This window comes from Burkholderia lata, assembly GCF_902499335.1.
GTDB classification, from domain to species: domain Bacteria; phylum Pseudomonadota; class Gammaproteobacteria; order Burkholderiales; family Burkholderiaceae; genus Burkholderia; species Burkholderia lata_B.
Map to the genome: position 1 here is coordinate 32,785 of NZ_CABVQK010000001.1, position 16,104 is coordinate 48,888.

The 16,104-nt window shown below is 66.2% G+C and carries 11 protein-coding genes; 4 read left to right on the top strand and 7 right to left on the bottom strand.

What is annotated here, in order from left to right:
- Positions 1-162 precede the first annotated feature (162 nt).
- Complete coding sequence (gene galU, locus BCO18175_RS00130) at positions 163-1,050, bottom strand: UTP--glucose-1-phosphate uridylyltransferase GalU (protein WP_011548079.1); 888 nt, start codon at positions 1,048-1,050, stop codon at positions 163-165.
- Positions 1,051-1,280: 230 nt separating this feature from the next.
- Positions 1,281-1,424 carry a hypothetical protein gene (locus tag BCO18175_RS00135; RefSeq protein WP_006479318.1) on the bottom strand — a complete coding sequence of 48 codons (144 nt, stop codon included), beginning with the start codon at positions 1,422-1,424 and terminating at the stop codon, positions 1,281-1,283.
- A 217-nt stretch (positions 1,425-1,641) separates the two neighbouring features.
- Between BCO18175_RS00135 and BCO18175_RS00140 the strand changes: the two genes are divergently transcribed.
- A complete protein-coding gene (locus BCO18175_RS00140) occupies positions 1,642-2,823 on the top strand; it encodes an acyltransferase family protein (protein WP_174978868.1) in 1,182 nt (393 codons plus the stop codon).
- Between the two features lie 450 nt (positions 2,824-3,273).
- On the opposite strand, the gene BCO18175_RS00145 is transcribed toward BCO18175_RS00140, so the two are convergent.
- From BCO18175_RS00145 to BCO18175_RS00155, 3 genes are read right to left on the bottom strand one after another with little or no spacing between them, the layout of a single operon-like run.
- Positions 3,274-5,739, bottom strand: a complete 2,466-nt coding sequence (locus BCO18175_RS00145; RefSeq protein WP_174978869.1) for a glycosyltransferase family 4 protein — start codon at positions 5,737-5,739, stop codon at positions 3,274-3,276.
- A complete protein-coding gene (locus tag BCO18175_RS00150) occupies positions 5,736-7,202 on the bottom strand; it encodes a flippase (RefSeq protein WP_174911246.1) in 1,467 nt (488 codons plus the stop codon). The genes BCO18175_RS00145 and BCO18175_RS00150 overlap by 4 nt, the downstream gene beginning before the upstream one ends.
- Positions 7,203-7,228: 26 nt before the next feature.
- Positions 7,229-9,421 (bottom strand): hypothetical protein, encoded by a 2,193-nt coding sequence (locus tag BCO18175_RS00155; RefSeq protein ID WP_174979555.1) that lies wholly within the window; start codon positions 9,419-9,421, stop codon positions 7,229-7,231.
- Between the two features lie 498 nt (positions 9,422-9,919).
- Here BCO18175_RS00155 and BCO18175_RS00160 point away from each other — a divergent pair, with 498 nt between their 5' ends.
- The 3 genes from BCO18175_RS00160 to BCO18175_RS00170 are packed head-to-tail and all read left to right on the top strand — an operon-like array spanning position 9,920 to position 13,024.
- The gene (locus BCO18175_RS00160) at positions 9,920-10,984 is read left to right on the top strand and encodes an acyltransferase family protein (RefSeq protein ID WP_174978870.1); all 1,065 of its coding nucleotides are present in this window, start codon (positions 9,920-9,922) and stop codon (positions 10,982-10,984) included.
- 35 nt (positions 10,985-11,019) lie between these two features.
- Positions 11,020-12,066, top strand: a complete 1,047-nt coding sequence (gene gmd, locus BCO18175_RS00165) for a GDP-mannose 4,6-dehydratase (RefSeq protein WP_174978871.1) — start codon at positions 11,020-11,022, stop codon at positions 12,064-12,066.
- Positions 12,053-13,024 carry an NAD-dependent epimerase/dehydratase family protein gene (locus tag BCO18175_RS00170; RefSeq protein WP_174978872.1) on the top strand — a complete coding sequence of 324 codons (972 nt, stop codon included), beginning with the start codon at positions 12,053-12,055 and terminating at the stop codon, positions 13,022-13,024. Before gmd ends, BCO18175_RS00170 begins: the two co-directional genes overlap by 14 nt.
- A gap of 109 nt (positions 13,025-13,133) precedes the next feature.
- Here the strand turns inward: BCO18175_RS00170 and BCO18175_RS00175 are convergent, their stop codons facing one another.
- Together BCO18175_RS00175 and purF are read right to left on the bottom strand one after the other, a co-directional pair.
- The gene (locus BCO18175_RS00175; protein WP_174978873.1) at positions 13,134-14,324 is read right to left on the bottom strand and encodes an O-succinylhomoserine sulfhydrylase; all 1,191 of its coding nucleotides are present in this window, start codon (positions 14,322-14,324) and stop codon (positions 13,134-13,136) included.
- Between the two features lie 245 nt (positions 14,325-14,569).
- Positions 14,570-16,102, bottom strand: coding sequence for an amidophosphoribosyltransferase (gene purF, locus BCO18175_RS00180; protein WP_174911262.1), 1,533 nt, complete (start codon positions 16,100-16,102; stop codon positions 14,570-14,572).
- Positions 16,103-16,104: the final 2 nt, after the last annotated feature.

The following is a 16,104-nucleotide window of genomic DNA, read 5'->3' on the forward strand; positions in this document are numbered from 1 at the left end:
CCCCGCTCCGCACGCGGCACCGCTCTCGAAGCAATGAATCCACCACGGCAAACTCGCGGACGGCGCGCACCCGCGTACCTGTACACGCAAAAAAGCCCCGGCGCGCGAGCGGCCGGGGCCAACGGAACAACCACCACCTGAAACAACGGAGCGCGCGGCTGCTTAGGCGACAGCAGCCAGCGCGGGCAAGCAGGTACGCAGATAGGCCTCGAATTCGCGGCTCACTTCCGGATGCTGGAGCGCGAGTTCGACGGTGGCCTTGAGATAGCCGATCTTGCTGCCGCAGTCGAAGCGCGTGCCGTAGTAGCGATACGCGAGCACCTGCTCGTTCGCGAGCAGCGACTGGACCGCATCGGTCAGCTGCAGCTCGCCGCCGGCGCCCGGCTTGAGCTTGCGCAGGTGATCGAAGATCGTCGGCATGAACACGTAGCGACCGACCACGCCGAGATTCGACGGCGCATCCTCGGGTGCCGGCTTCTCGATGATGCCCGACAGCTTGATGATGTCCTCTTCCCATTCACGGCCCTCGACGACGCCGTACGAACGGCTGTCCTCGCGCGGGATCGTCTCGACCCCGATCACCGAGCTGTGATAGTGGTCGAACACGTCGACGAGCTGCTTCAGCACCGGCTGTTCGCCGTGCAGCAGGTCGTCGGCGAGGATCACCGCGAACGGCTCGCCGTGCACCAGCTTCTCAGCGCACAGCACCGCGTGGCCGAGGCCGAGCGCTTCCGGCTGGCGCACGTAGAAGCAGTTCACATGGCTCGGCTTGATGCCGCGCACGAGCTCCAGCAGCTTTTCCTTGCCGCGCGCCTCGAGCTCGGCCTCGATCTCGTAGGACTTGTCGAAGTGATCCTCGATCGCGCGCTTGCTGCGCCCGGTGACGAAGATCATCTCGGTAATACCGGCGTTGATCGCTTCCTCGACCGCGTACTGAATCAGCGGCTTGTCGACGACGGGCAACATTTCCTTCGGGCTCGCCTTCGTTGCCGGGAGGAACCGCGTGCCGAGACCGGCAACGGGGAACACGGCCTTGGTGACTTTCAACATGTTCGCATCCTGATTGCGTTGACTGCGCCGCGTCGACCAGCGACCCGGCGCGATTGTGTTCCGAACGGCATATCGAGAATCGACGGCACTGCCAATTCGACTCCGCTCATTTTCGATATGGACTGATTGCCCAATGATTCCGGAAAAAATATAATCCTTTCAACCCGGTCGATATTGCCGGACCGAGTGCCGAAGCAGAAACAAATTACCGATTTTCCAGATACAAATTCTTACGATTCGAATTCCTCGATATAGGGCACGCCGCCCCGTTCGAGACCCGGGCGAATCGGTTCGTTCTTCAGCGCCTCGCGGTACGCCGACAGCACGGCCATGACCAGCAGTACTGCAGCGCTCGCGATCCAATGCATGTCCATTTTGCCGCTCCTTGCATCAATCAACTGGAGCTTCAAACTATCAGAAAAAAATCGGTAAATAATTGACCCGCCTCGCGGAACCGCTTTCGGAACGCGATAAAACCATGATGTGGAATAACCGTATTTCCCGGCGAGATTTTTTTATTCATTGATCGAATTCTTGCGCATTACGATTGGATAAAACTTCCCGTCCATCCGTCGCAAGGAATCGAATCGCATGCAAGCTTTCAGCGGATCGTCTCTGACCGCGCCGCCCGTCGCCGATCACAAGGAACACGTGATCGACGCGATGCGCGGCTTCGCGGCGCTGCTCGTCGCCTATTTCCACTGCCGCCAGGTCGTCTGGGTCGGCATGCAGAGCTTCCATCACGCTTACGGCCATGCGCTCACCCCGGGCGCGATCGCCGGCTACCTGACCTTCCCGTTCGCGTGGGGCTCCGCCGGCGTGCCGATCTTCTTCGTGATCAGCGGCTACTGCATCCACCGCAACGCGGCGCTCAAGCTCGCGGCCGATCCCGCGTACCGGCTCGACGCGCCGAACTTCTGGGTGCGCCGGTTCGCGCGCATCTACCCGGTGCTGCTCGCCGCGCTGCTGTTCACGCTCGCGCTCGACTCGGTCAGCCTGCAGATCGAGCCCGTCAGCCACAAGATCCGCGACGTCGGCCTCGTCGCGTTCCTCGTGAACCTGTTCTCGCTGCAGGGCGTCGCCGGCTACACGTACGGATCGAACGGCGCGCTGTGGACGCTGTCGCTCGAAGTGCAGTTCTATGCGATCTACCCGCTGCTGTTCGCGATCCGCCGCCGCATCGGCATGCCGGCGGTCGTGGCCGCGGTCGCGCTCGTCAACGTCGCGTCGGCGTGGCTGCTCGAACGGCACGACCTGCAGTTCTTCACGTCGTACTGGCTGTCCTGGACGATCGGCGCGTGGATCGCCGACGTGCGTGCGCAGCAGGCGCGCGGCGGCGGTGCGGCCACCGTGCCGTCGCGCGCGTGGTATGGCGCGGCCGCCGTGCTGCTGGCTGCCGGTTGCGGCGCGTTCCATTTCGGCCAGTACGGCGCGTTCCAGCTTTGGTCGGCCGGCTTCGCATGCTTCCTGTACCGCGCGCTCGCCCGCCCGCCGCGCCCGACGCCGCCGCTGCGCGTGCTGAGCTGGTTCGGTGACTTCAGCTACTCGCTGTACCTGATCCACCTGCCGCTGTTCGTCTGCCTCGGCTCGGTGCTGTTTCAATCCGAGCTGCAGCTGTCGATCTGGCCGTCGTTCGCGTTCATGGCCGCCGCGATCCCGGTGGCGTACCTGTTCTACCGGATGTTCGAACGGCCGGCGATGACGTGGTCGGCCAGCTTCAAGCCGGCGCGCCCCGCTCGGGTCGTCGCGCAGGCGCCCGAACGGGCCGTCTGAACCGGCCGGCCCGCTGTCCCGAGCCCCCGCCCGGCATCCCGCTGCGCGGGGGCCTTTGCATGGCCTGAGCGCGCCGGCACGCCGGGTTGACGTGGATGGGTCGCCGTCCGGTGTCGGGCCGCGCTACGGCCCGCATGGGCCGCCCTCGACCGGCTTTCACCACCGGGGCTGCCTGGGCGCGGCCTTCTGGCGTCAGCTTCTGGCTTCGCCTTCTGGCGTCACCTTCTCGCTTCGCCTTCTCACACCGCCTTCTCACGCCGCCGTCCCACGTCGTAGGATCGCGCCGCCCGCCACGCACCCCAACCGACGACCGATCAAGCACGCACCCTACATGGCGCGCAACAACCTGCTCGCCAGTCACCCGACTCGCCCCCGCGCTGAAAAGCAAAGCCCCCACGCAGCACACTGCCGCATGAGGGCTCATTTCCCGCCGGCACGCGCCGGCGACTACTACTGCTTCTTCGCCTTCGCGGCCTTCGCCGTATCCGCGAGAATCTTCTCGACCCGCTCCACGTAGGTTTCGGTGCCGAACCGGCGCACCGCCGTCGCGCGCCCGCTCGCGACGAGCCGCTCGCGCAGCGCGCCGTCGCGCTTCAGCGTATCCAGCGCATCGGCCAGCTCAGTCGCATCGCCCGGCGTGCAAAGCAGCCCGTTGTCGCCATCCTCGATGATCTCGACGACGCCGCCCGCGCGGGCCGCGACGACCGGCCGGCGCGCGAGCATGCCCTCGACGATCACGCGCCCGAACGGCTCGGGCGTGATCGACGTGTGCGCGACGACATCGACCGCCGTCATGCATGCCGCCACGTCACGCTGGAACCCGAGGAAATGCACGCGCCCTTCCATCCCGTGCCGCGCGACGTATTCGTGCAACTGCGCGGCATATTCGTCCTCACCGAACAGCGGCGCACCGACCAGCACCACGTGCATGTCGGGATGCCGCGCAGCGGCCTCCAGCAGCACGTGCTGCCCCTTCCAGTGCGCGAGGCGGCTGAACGAACCGACGAGCCATGCGTGCTCGGGCAACCCCAACCGCGCGCGCAGCGCGCCCTGGCTGACGCCTTCCAGCGCATCGAACGGCTCGGCCGAAATGCCGTTGAACACGACGTCGACGTGCTGCGGCGTGAAGCCCTTCAGCTTACGGAACGCCTGCGCGGACGCGTCCGAATTCGCGATCACGCGCGTGACGCCGAGCCGCGCGCAGTACTTGATCGCCAGCAGCTGCTTGCTGCCGAAATGGTCGGTGCTGACGATGTCGCGCAGGTGCCACACCACCGGCTTGCGCGCGAGCCGCCCGGCGAGCGCGGCGACCACCATCGCGCGCTGCGTGTTCGCGTAGATCACTTCGGCACGGCGTGCACGGCGCGCGACGTCGCGCACCAGCCGCACGAGCTGCTTCAACGCGCCGACCGACACGCCGCCCTGCTTGCGCACACCCGCGAGCGCGCCCTGGTCGACCACGTCGACGCGCGCGCCGATCTCGTCGAGCGCCGCGCGGAACGGGCCGTCGTCGAACAGCAGGACGTCGGCGTTCGCGCGCATGTGCTTCATGATCTCGAGCAGCGACAGCTCGGCGCCGCCGAGCACGCCGCTCTGGTCGAGCACGAGCGTCGCCGGGCCGCGCGCGGCCGGTATCGGCGCCACGGCCGCACCGCGTTGCGCGGTCGAGCCGGGCAGCGCGGCTTCCACGTAGTCGAGAAAGCGCCGCCGGAACGTGTCGGCGGAAAACCGCTCCGCATTCGCGCGGCACGCGTTCGGTGTGAAGCGCTGCGGCGCACGCTCGAAATCGTCGACGGCCGCTACGATCGCATGCGCCGTCTGTTCATCGAAAAAGAGCCCGGTCGGGTTCAGGTTCGATTGCGGATCGAGTACGGTTTCGAGCGCGCCGCCCTTGCCGTACGCGATCACCGGCGTGCCGCACGCCTGCGCCTCGACCACCGAGATCCCGAAATCCTCCTCCGCCGCGAACACGAACGCTTTCGCGCGGCGCATCCGGTCATGCAGCACCGCGAACGGCTGGTAGCCCATGATCTCGACGTTCGGGCCGGCCTTCGCGCGGATCTTCTGCATCTCGGGGCCGTCGCCGATCACGACGAGCTTGCGCTCGGGCGTGCGCGAGAACGCGTCGACGATCAGGTCGATCTTCTTGTACGGCACCATCCGCGACGCGGTCAGGTAGAAGTCCTCCTTTTCCGCGTTCAGCGAAAACGCGTCGACGTCGACCGGCGGGAAGATCACCGCCGCGTCGCGGTGGTAGACCTTCTTGATGCGCCGCGCGATGAACGCGGAGTTCGCGACGAAGCCGTCCACCGCGTTCGCGGTGCGCGTGTCCCAGTTGCGGATGTAATGCAGGATCATCCGCGCGAGCAGCGATTTCGGCCCGTGCGTGAGGTTCGACTGTTCCAGGTACTGGTGCTGCAGGTCCCACGCATAGCGGATCGGCGAATGCACGTAGCTGATGTGCACCTGGTCCGGCCCCGTCAGCACGCCCTTCGCGACCGCGTGGCTGCTCGAGATCACGAGGTCGTACTCGGACACGTCGAGCTGCTCGATCGCGAGCGGCATCAGCGGCAGGTAGCTGCGGTACTTGGTGCGCGCGAACGGCAGCTTCTGGATGAACGATGTCGTCACCGGCTTGCCGCGCACGAACGCGCGATCGTCGAGGAAGTCGACGAGGCTGAACAGGTCCGCGTCGGGAAAGCACGCGACGATCTGTTCGAGCACGCGCTCGGCACCTGCATAGGTGACGAGCCAGTCGTGAACGATCGCCACGCGCAGCGTGCGCGACGCATGGCGTGTGCCGGCCCGTTCGGCCGGCAGCGCCCGGCGCAGTGCGGCGGCATCGCCGGCTTCGGCCACGGCCGCATCGGCGGTGGCGAGATTCAATACGGCGTGTTCCGCCAGATCGCGATTCATGCAGTTTTCCTCGCATTGAGACGGACAAACAGGTCACGCACGAGCGCACGCAGCCCGGGCGTCATCGTGAGCGACCACGCAACGTTCAGCAGCAGCACGACCGCGCACATGCCGATCGACTCGACGAGCCCCGGCCACGCCTGCGCCAGAAACAGGCTCGCGAGCAGGAAGGCCAGGTGCGCGAGCATGTCGAGCACGATCGCGCGCATCCGGATCGCCGACAGGTACAGCAGCACGCCGTAGTCGACGAGCGCGCGCGCCGCGACGACCACCGCCGCGCCGATCAGCCCGAAGTGATGGATGCCGTACCACAGGCCGCCGACGAAGAACGGCATCTCGACGAGCCCGGCGAACGCCGCGCGGGCCGGGTTGACCTGCGACTGGATCAGGATCCGCGTGACGCTCGCCTGGCCGACGAGCCACACGCTGATCACCAGCACGCGGCCGACCGGCGCCGAGTGCGCGGCGAGATCCGAGCCGACCCACAGCGTGAGGAACGGCGCGAGCGCGAAGATCGCGACGATGCCGACCGGCGTGAACACGCCGTTCAGGAATTCGAGCGACTGGCGCGCGAGCGTGTCCGCATGGTCGCGGCCGACCGCCGACAGGCGCGGGAACAGCGTGCGCACGAGCGCGTTCGGTAGCATGTTCAGGCGCGTGACGAGGTTCTGCGGCACCGTGTAGTAAGTGACGAACTTCGCGCCCATGCCGGCGCCGAGCATCACGCGATCGAGCGTGTCGGCGATCATGCTCGTCGTGCTTGCGATCAGCATCCAGCCGCCGAAGTTGAACAGCCCTTTCGCGGTGCCCCACTGCGGCGGATCGATGCGCCGGATCCCGAGCACCTTGATGCTGGCCTGACCGAGCATCACCGCCGCGATCAGGCGCGCGACGACCGCCGCGGCGAGCACCGTCTGCAGGTTCGGCGCGATCCACCACGCGGCGCCGAGCGGCAGCAGCTGGAACAGGAACGTACCGATCGTCTGGTTCGTGTTGAACACACCGAAGCGTTCGGCGCCGTTGATCGCGCCGGCGAACACCCACGACACGTTCGCCAGCGGAATCGCGAGCGCGAGCCACGGCAGCGCGAGATACACCTCGTGCTGCATCGCCGCCGACACCTTCGTGAAGTACGCGGTGTAGATGAACGCGCCGAAATAGATCAGCAGCCCGCCCACGATGCCGGTGCCGAGGTTCAGCCAGAACGCGCTCCAGAACACGCGCGCGCTTTCATCGGCGTTGCCGCTCGCGAGCGCCTTCGAGATGTGGTTCTGCGCGGCCATGCTCATCCCGAGATCGAGGATCCCGAAATAGCCGATCAGCGTCCACACGAGGCTGACGACGCCATAGCGTTCGACGCCGAGCGCGTGGATATAGGCGGGCACCGTCACCAGCGACACGAAGGTCGGCAGGATCAGCCCGATGAAGTTGATCGAAACGTTCTTGAGTATGCCTTTGTCCATGCTTCTGCCTTGTATGACGTCGCCCGTCACGGTTTCCAGCGATACATCAGCACCTTGCCGCGCGCGTCTTCCTCGACGAACACGAGGTACTCGCCGTTCTCGCGCCGGAACGCGCTGATGCCGAACGGCACGTCGACCCAGCCGGATGCCTTGCCGACCTCGGCGCCCGGGCTCATCACGCCCACTTCCTTGCCGGTTTCCTTGTCGTACACGTGGATCTTGCCGACCGGCTCCACCCCGAACAGGTAACGGCCCTCGGCCGTGATCCCGATCAGGTCGAAGATCGGCTTCGCGTCGAGCTGCCACGGCAGCGCGACCTGGTAGCGCACGACCGGCGAGCCCGTCGACCACTTGTCGAAGCGCACCAGCACGCGGCCCACTTCCTTGTTGATGCCCGGTGCCGGCGGTGCGTCGGCCGTGTAACCGGTCACGTACAGCGTGTCCGTCTGTGCGTCGTAGATCGAGCGGCGCAGTTGCGTGAACGGCTGCGGCATCGGGTAGGTCGTGACCTTGTCGTACGAGTAGACCGGGTTGCCGGCCTTGTCGACGCCGCCATAGCGGAAGCGGTGGATGCCGCGCACGTCGCTGGTGCGCCAGATGTCGCCCTTCGTGTCGACCCACCAGCCCCAGCCGCCCGCCTTCGCCTTGCCGGTCGTGTTGAGCTCGAATTCGTCGGCATCCAGCCGGCCGTTGCCGTTCGCATCGCGCCACATCCAGTCGCCGCCCGGCGGCTTGTTCGGCACGTTGTCGACCGGCCGTGCGCGGCCCGCGATCAGGCCGGACGGAATCGCGACTTCGCCGTCGCGCTTCGCATCGAAGCGATAGATCTTCAGGTGATCGGCGTACATGTCGGTGAGGTACAGGAACGTGCGGCCGTCGACGCGACGCGCGATCGGCATGCCGGGCCACTGGTCCGTATGAAACACGGGGTCGTCCGGATACTTGAAGCGGTTCGACAGGAAGCCAACGTATTTCCAGTCCTGGCCCGGCGGTTTCGACAGGTCGAGCTCGAAGCGCTTGTTGCCCGTGTACACGCTGTTCGGTCGCGCCGGATCGAGCCACGCGCCGTCGACGAACAGCAGCCCCTGCACCTGCCAGCGCTGCTTGCCGTCCGGCGTGTAGCTCTCGAGCACCGCGCCGAGCCCTGCGCCGATCGTGTCGTGACGCGGCCCGATGCCGTTCATCGACACATAGATGTTGCCCGCACGGTCGACGCCGACGCCCGTCAGCCCGTTGAAACGCTGCGGCCCCGGCCGGCCCGGCACCGGGCCCGCGAAGATGCCGCCGCGCTCGCCGAGCGTGCCCGACTGCGCATAGCCCTTGCCGCCTTTCGAGAAGATCAGGATCTGCTGGCGCGGCCCGTTGTCCGCGACGAGCACGCGCCCTTTCGCGTCGACGGCCACGTCCACCGCGTCGGTGCCTTCCGGCAGCGCGGGCGCGTCGTCGAGCTTGCGGCCGTCCGCGCGCGCGTGCACCAGGTGCGCGGGCCCGTTGATCGTGTCCGTGAGCAGCCACAGCGTGCCGTCTCCCGCGAGCGCGATTCGCCCCGGCTCGTGCGCACTCCACGTGCCCTTCGGCTGCATCGTCTCCGCGTCGTACACATCCACCGCGTCGCGCGACGGATTCGTCGCGAACAGTGTCTTGTCGTCGGCCGCAAGGCCGCCGACTTCCGCCTTCTGCTCGCCCACTTCCGAGCGCGCGGGCGCCGCTACCTCGTTCATCATCATGAAGCTCGCGGCCATCCGCGCGCGGCCGGTGTCCGCACGGCCGCCCGGCGCGACCTGCGGCGCCGCGCGGAACGGCGCGGGCTGCTTCAGGTCGCCGATCGTGCGGCGCGAGATGCCGAACCACTGCTTGCCCTTGTCCGGCCAGATGCCGGGCGACTGCAGGTGGCCGCGCTCGTTGCCGACGCCGATCGCGACGTATGCGTACTTGCTGTTCAGCGCGATCGCGCTGCCGCCGAGGTTGCCCCAGCCATGCGTGCCGCCGGCGAAGCCGAGCATCTTCCCGTCCTGGTAGACGCTGGCTTCAGCCCCGCTCTCGTCCCACGGCGCATTCGTATACACCTTGCCTTCGGGCGTCACCGCGATCGCGCGGATGTCGATCTGCGTCCAGCTGCCGTCGCCATAGCCGAACGTGTTGCCGATCCACGACGTCGTCGCGGGCAACACCGTTTCGGCCGGTGCGGCGCTCGTCAGCAGCGTCGCGCATACCGTCATGCCTACCAGAATCAGACGTCGCAATGCGCTTCTCCAGACTTGATGCAACAGCGACCGGGACCGCGGCGCATGGCCGCACGACCGTCCTGTCGCTAAATGGGTTTCAAACGTCGCGATGCAGGTTACAAGCAAAAATAATCACAAGAAATTTGGAAATATTTGGGGATGTTTCCGCGTGAAATATCGAACCGGAGCAGATGTGCAAAGGCGCCCGAAAACGGCAATAACGACCGCCTTTCACTTTCCAGCCCGTAGAAAATGCCGCTTCGCGCCGCCTGACGGGGCCTTCCGGGCGGCGACCTTTCATCCCGCGACCGAAATATTCGGCATTTGAATGTTTGTCGTCAGATAAATGACGCACGTTTTTTTGCCGATTTCTTTTCCCTAGAATCGATTTCGATTCGATATTTCATTTAATGGCATGCATTACGTTCACGTATACGCATCGGATGTGCGACACGCCCCGGCTCACGCCGCGCGTCGCGAAGGAGCGGCGCGATGACGGGCATCTCGCGACCCGCGGACCTCACCCCGCCGCAACACGGCCGCATCGTGCAGCTCGACGGGTTGCGCGCGATCGCGGTGGGCGCCGTGTTCCTGCAGCACGCGCTGAAAGCGCCGCTCTGGATGGGCGTCGACCTGTTCTTCGTGCTGAGCGGCCTGCTGATCACCGGCATCCTGCTCGATCGCAAGGCGCGCGGGCAGTCGTACTTCAGCCACTTCTACGCGCGCCGCGTGCGTCGCATCCTGCCGCCGTATGTGCTGCTGCTGCTGGTGTCGACGCTCCTGTTCGGCGCAAGCTGGCTGCCCCACTGGCCGTGGTTCGCGTTCTTCTCGACCAACATCGGGCTATCGCTCGGCAGCATCGGCCACGACAGCCTGAACGTGTTGTGGTCGCTCGCGGTCGAGGAGCAGTTCTATATCTTCTGGCCGTTCGTCGTGCTGTGGTGCTCGGAGCGCGCGCTGCTGTGGGTCGCTGCCGCGCTGATCGTCGCGGCCCCCGTGCTGCGCGCGATCGCGACGCCGTGGTTCGACTCGTTCTGGCCGATCTACTACCTCACACCGTTCCGGATGGACCTGCTCGCCGCGGGCGCGCTGCTCGCGATCGTGCTGCGCCGCGACCGGCGCGCGCTCGAGCCGTTCTATCCGCTCGCGATCGTCGGCGCGCTCGTGTCGCTCGCGATCCTCGGCTGGCTGCACCTGTCGTTCCCGCGCTTTCGCGCCGCGAACACGCCGCTGTCGAATGCCGCGCTCTACAGCATCTCGCTGCTGCTGTGCACATCGATCGTCGTGATCGCCCTGCGCGGCCGCGGCCTCGTGCAGCGTTTGCTGACGAACCCGATGCTCGTCTACGTCGGCACCGTCAGCTACACGGTGTACCTGATCCACCTCAGCGTGCTGTACGCGCTGTGGCCGCTGCACCTGAACCGCTTCGTCACGGCCGCGCTGGCGCTCGCGATCACGCTCGCGTACGCGACCCTGAGCTGGTACGGCTTCGAACGGCGCCTGACGCGCGGCCCCGCGCGCCGCGCGTTGCCGGCCGCCGCCGGCACGACCGCCTGAATTTCATCATCCACCGTTTCTACCAGGACAACGTCATGAGCCAAACTCGCAAGAAGGCCATCATTACCGGGATTTCGGGGCAAGACGGCGCCTACCTGACCAAGCTGCTGCTCGACAAGGGCTACGAGGTCACCGGTACCTACCGCCGCACCAGCTCGGTGAATTTCTGGCGCATCGCCGAGCTCGGCGTCGACACGCACCCGAACCTCACGCTTGTCGAGCACGACCTGACCGATGCCGGCTCGAGCCTGCGCCTGCTCGAACGCACGCAGCCCGACGAGCTGTACAACCTCGCCGCGCAGAGCTTCGTCGGCGTATCGTTCGACCAGCCGGCGACGACCGCCGAAGTGACGGGCCTGGGTCCGTTGAACCTGCTGGAGGCGATCCGCGTCGTGAGCCCGAAGACGCGCTTCTACCAGGCGTCGACCTCCGAGATGTTCGGCAAGGTGCAATCGATTCCGCAGACAGAAGCGACCTCGTTCTATCCGCGCAGCCCGTACGGCGTCGCGAAGCTGTACGCGCACTGGATGACGGTGAACTACCGCGAGTCGTACGGCCTGTTCGGCAGCAGCGGCATCCTGTTCAATCACGAATCGCCGCTGCGCGGCCGCGAGTTCGTCACGCGCAAGATCACCGACACCATCGCGAAGATCAAGCTCGGCAAGGCGACCCGCCTCGAGCTCGGCAACCTCGACGCGAAGCGCGACTGGGGCTTCGCGCTCGAGTACGTCGAAGGCATGTGGCGCATGCTGCAGGTCGACGAACCCGACACCTACGTGCTCGCGACCAACCGCACCGAGACCGTGCGCGATTTCGTGCGGATGGCGTTCGCGGCGGCCGGCTACCAGATCGAATGGACCGGCAAGGGCGAGCAGGAGCGCGGCCTCGACGCGTCGACCGGCCATGTGCTCGTGGAAGTGAATCCGAAGTTCTACCGCCCCGCCGAGGTCGACCTGCTGATCGGCTGCGCGGACAAGGCGAAAAGCAAACTGGGCTGGGAACCGAAGACGACGCTCGAACAACTTTGCCAGATGATGGTCGAAGCGGATTTGACGCGGAATCAACACCATGACACGTTCTGAAGCCGGACGCCCGTCGCGCCGTGCGTTCGTCACGGGCCTGACGGGCTTCACTGGCCGCTACATGGCCGAGCGCCTGCAGGCGGCCGGCTATGAGGTCTGGGGCACGGTCGCGCCCGGCACGGCGCGGCCCGACGATCCGGCCTTCGCGCACTGCACGCTGCTGCCCGTCGATCTGCTCGACGCCGAGGCGCTGCGCGCGGCCGCCGGCGACGCGCGGCCCGATGTGGTCATGCATCTCGCCGCGCGCGCGCATGTCGCGCAGGACGAGCCGTCGCAGACCTACGCGGTCAACATCGTCGGCACGCGCAACCTGCTGGCCGCGCTCGCCGGCCTCGACCGCCGCCCGTCGGCCGTACTGCTCGCCAGCAGCGCGAACATCTACGGCAATTCGACGGCCGGCGTACTCGACGAAACCGTCGCACTTGCCCCGGCGAACGACTACGCGGTCAGCAAGCTCGCGATGGAATATGCGGCAAAGCTATGGGCCGACCGCTTGCCGATCGTGATCGCGCGGCCGTTCAACTACACGGGCGTCGGCCAGAGCGATGCGTACCTGCTGCCGAAGCTCGTCGCGCACTACGCGCGCAACGCTCCGCGGATCTCGCTCGGCAATCTCGACGTGAGCCGCGATTTCTCCGACGTGCGCGACGTGACGGCCGCATACCTGAAGCTGGTCGAAGCCGCGCCGGCCGGCGAGACGTTCAACGTCTGCTCGGAGCGAGCGTATTCGCTGAAGGAAGTACTGGCGATGCTGGCGCGCATCGCCGGTTACGTGATCGACGTGACGATCGATCCGCGTTTCGTGCGGCACAACGAGGTGAAGAGCCTGAACGGGTCGCGCGACAAGCTGCGGCGCGCGGTGGGCGAGCTGCCCGTCACCCCGCTCGACGAAACGCTGCGATGGATGGTGGAAGCGATGCGTGACGACGCGCACGCGGGCGGGCATCGCGCCGGGTAAGCCGGACGATTTGCATCGACACAAAAACGAAGGGCCGTTCGCTCGATCGAACGGCCCTTCGTCCATTTGTCACGTCAAATCACGTCACGACATGCGTGACTTGCCCTGCTCAGCCTTCGAGGCCGCGCGCGAGGTCGTTGCGGATGTCGCCCGCGTCTTCGAGGCCGACCGATAACCGGATCAGCCCTTCGCTGATCCCCGCTGCCGCGCGCGCTTCCGGCGTGATGCGGCCGTGCGTGGTCGTCGCCGGATGCGTGATGGTCGTACGCGTGTCGCCAAGGTTGCCGGTGATCGAGACCAGTTTCGTGTTGTCGATCACGCGCCACGCATTCGCGCGCTGCTGTTCGGGCGTGTCGCCCTTCAGCTCGAACGACAGGATCGACCCGCCCGCCTTCTGCTGACGCTTCGCGAGTTCATGCTGCGGGTGCGATTCGAGGCCCGGATGAAACACGCGCGCGACGGCCGGATGCGAATCGAGCCAGCGCGCGATCTCCAGCGCGTTCGCCGATTGCTTCTCGACGCGCAGCGACAGCGTCTCCATCCCCTTCAGCAGCACCCACGCGTTGAACGCCGACAGCGTCGGGCCCGCGCTGCGCACGAACGGGAACACCTTGCCCATGATGAATTCCTTCGAGCCGACCAGCGCGCCGCCGAGCACGCGGCCCTGCCCGTCGAGGAATTTCGTCGCCGAGTGCATCACGACATCCGCGCCGAGCTTCAGCGGCTGCTGCAGCACCGGGCTACAGAAACAGTTGTCGACGACGAACAGCGCATTCGATGCCTTCGCGATCTTGCCGATCGCCTCGATGTCGGCAAGTTCGGTCAGCGGGTTCGACGGCGTCTCGAGGAAGAACATCTTCGTTTCCGGCCGCACGGCTTCCTTCCACGCGTTCAGGTCGGTCGGGTCGACGAAGGTCGTCGTGATGCCGAACTTGCTGAAGATCTGCGAGAACATCCCGAGCGTCGAGCCGAACAGGGCGCGCGAGCTGACGAGGTGGTCGCCGGCCTGCAGCGCGGCCATCACGACCGACATGATCGCGGCCATCCCCGACGCCGTCGCGATGCACGCCTCGCCGCCCTCGAGCGCCGCGAGACGTTCCTGGAACATGGTGACGGTCGGGTTCGTGAAGCGCGAATAGGTGAAGTAGTCTTCCGAATTCGCGAAGCGCTCGGCCGCGTCGGCCGCGCTCTGGAAGCAGAAGCTCGACGTGAGGAACAGCGCTTCCGAGTGCTCGTTGAAGTCGCTGCGCAGCGTGCCCGCGCGCACGGCAAGCGTGTCGAAGTTGAGGGAGTCGTCCATGTTCCGTTTTCCGTATTCGATGGCCGCGCGGGTGGCGCGAACCCAGTCAAAACCAGGGCAAAACAAAAAGCCCGCTATGCGTCGGCATCAGCGGGCTTCGGTGCGGTACGACAGCGATCGACTCGGGCCGGTTACCACCGGCCTTCGCTTTAGCTGTTTTGGGAAGTCGCCCCGCGTCCGCAAGCTGATATCAAATCGACGCAAGGCCACATCCTATCACGCCTCGTCAGAAGCGTGCGCCGGTGTCACTCGACCGACAGCTGCAGGTTCATCTGCGAGCGTTCGGTGTCGCCCGCCGTGTCGCGATCGGCCTGCGATGCCGGCGTGAGACGCGCGCGCTCGATCGCATCGAGATACTCGGGCGTCACGTCGCCGGTGATGTAGTTGCCGTCGAAGCACGACGCCTCGAAGCGCTCGAGCTTCGGGTTGATGTCGCGCACCGCGCGGCGCAGGTCGTCGACGTCCTGGTAGATCAGATGGTCGGCGCCGATGATCTTCGCGACTTCTTCGTCGGTGCGGCCATGCGCGACGAGTTCGCCGCGCGTCGGCATGTCGATGCCGTACACGTTCGGGAACTTCACGGGCGGCGCAGCCGACGCGAAGATCACCGACTTCGCGCCCGCATCGCGCGCCATCTGCACGATTTCATGCGAGGTCGTGCCGCGCACGATCGAGTCGTCGACGATCAGCACGTTCTTGTCCTTGAACTCGATGCTCATCGCATTGAGCTTCTGGCGCACCGACTTCTTGCGCACGGCCTGCCCCGGCATGATGAAGGTACGGCCGACGTAGCGGTTCTTGAAGAAGCCTTCGCGATACTCGACGCCGAGCTTCGCGGCGACCTGCATCGCAGCCGGGCGCGACGAATCGGGAATCGGCATCACGACGTCGATCGGCACGTTCGGCAGCTCGCGCTTGATCTTCTCGGCGAGATAGTCGCCCATGCGCAGGCGCACGTTGTAGACCGGCACGCCGTCGAGGCACGAATCCGGACGCGCGAGGTACACGTATTCGAACATGCACGGATTCAGCGTCGGCTGCTCCGCGCACTGCTGGCTGTGGAAGTTGCCGGCCGGGTCGATGAAGATCGCTTCGCCCGGCTGCACGTCGCGGACGAATTCGAAACCGATGCCTTCGACCGCCACCGACTCCGAAGCAACCATCCACTCGGTGCCGTGCTCGGTTTCGAGTTTGCCGATGCACAGCGGGCGGATGCCGAACGGATCGCGGAACGCGAGCAGGCCGTAGCCGGCGATCAGCGACACGATCGCGTACGAGCCCTGCAGGCGGCGATGCACGCCCGCGACAGCCTTGAACACCGACGCCGGATCGAGCTCGAGGCCCGTGGTCGACAGTTGCAGCTCGTGCGCGAACACGTTGAGCAGCACTTCGCTGTCGGAATTGGTGTTGAGGTGCCGGCGGTCGATCCGGAACATCTCGTCCTTCAGTTGCTGCCAGTTCGTCAGGTTGCCGTTGTGCGCGAGGATGATCCCGAACGGTGCGTTCACGTAGAACGGTTGCGCCTCGGCTTCGCTCGACGCCGAGCCGGCGGTCGGGTAACGCACCTGGCCGATGCCGTAGGTGCCGGGCAGGCTGCGCATGTTGCGCGTGCGGAACACGTCGCGCACCATGCCGTTCGCCTTGTACATGTGGAAATTGCTGCCGTCCGCCGTCGCGATGCCCGCCGCGTCCTGACCGCGATGCTGCAGCAGCAGCAGGCTGTCATAGATCAGCTGGTTGACCGGGGATTGGGAGATAACGCCTACGATGCCGCACATGG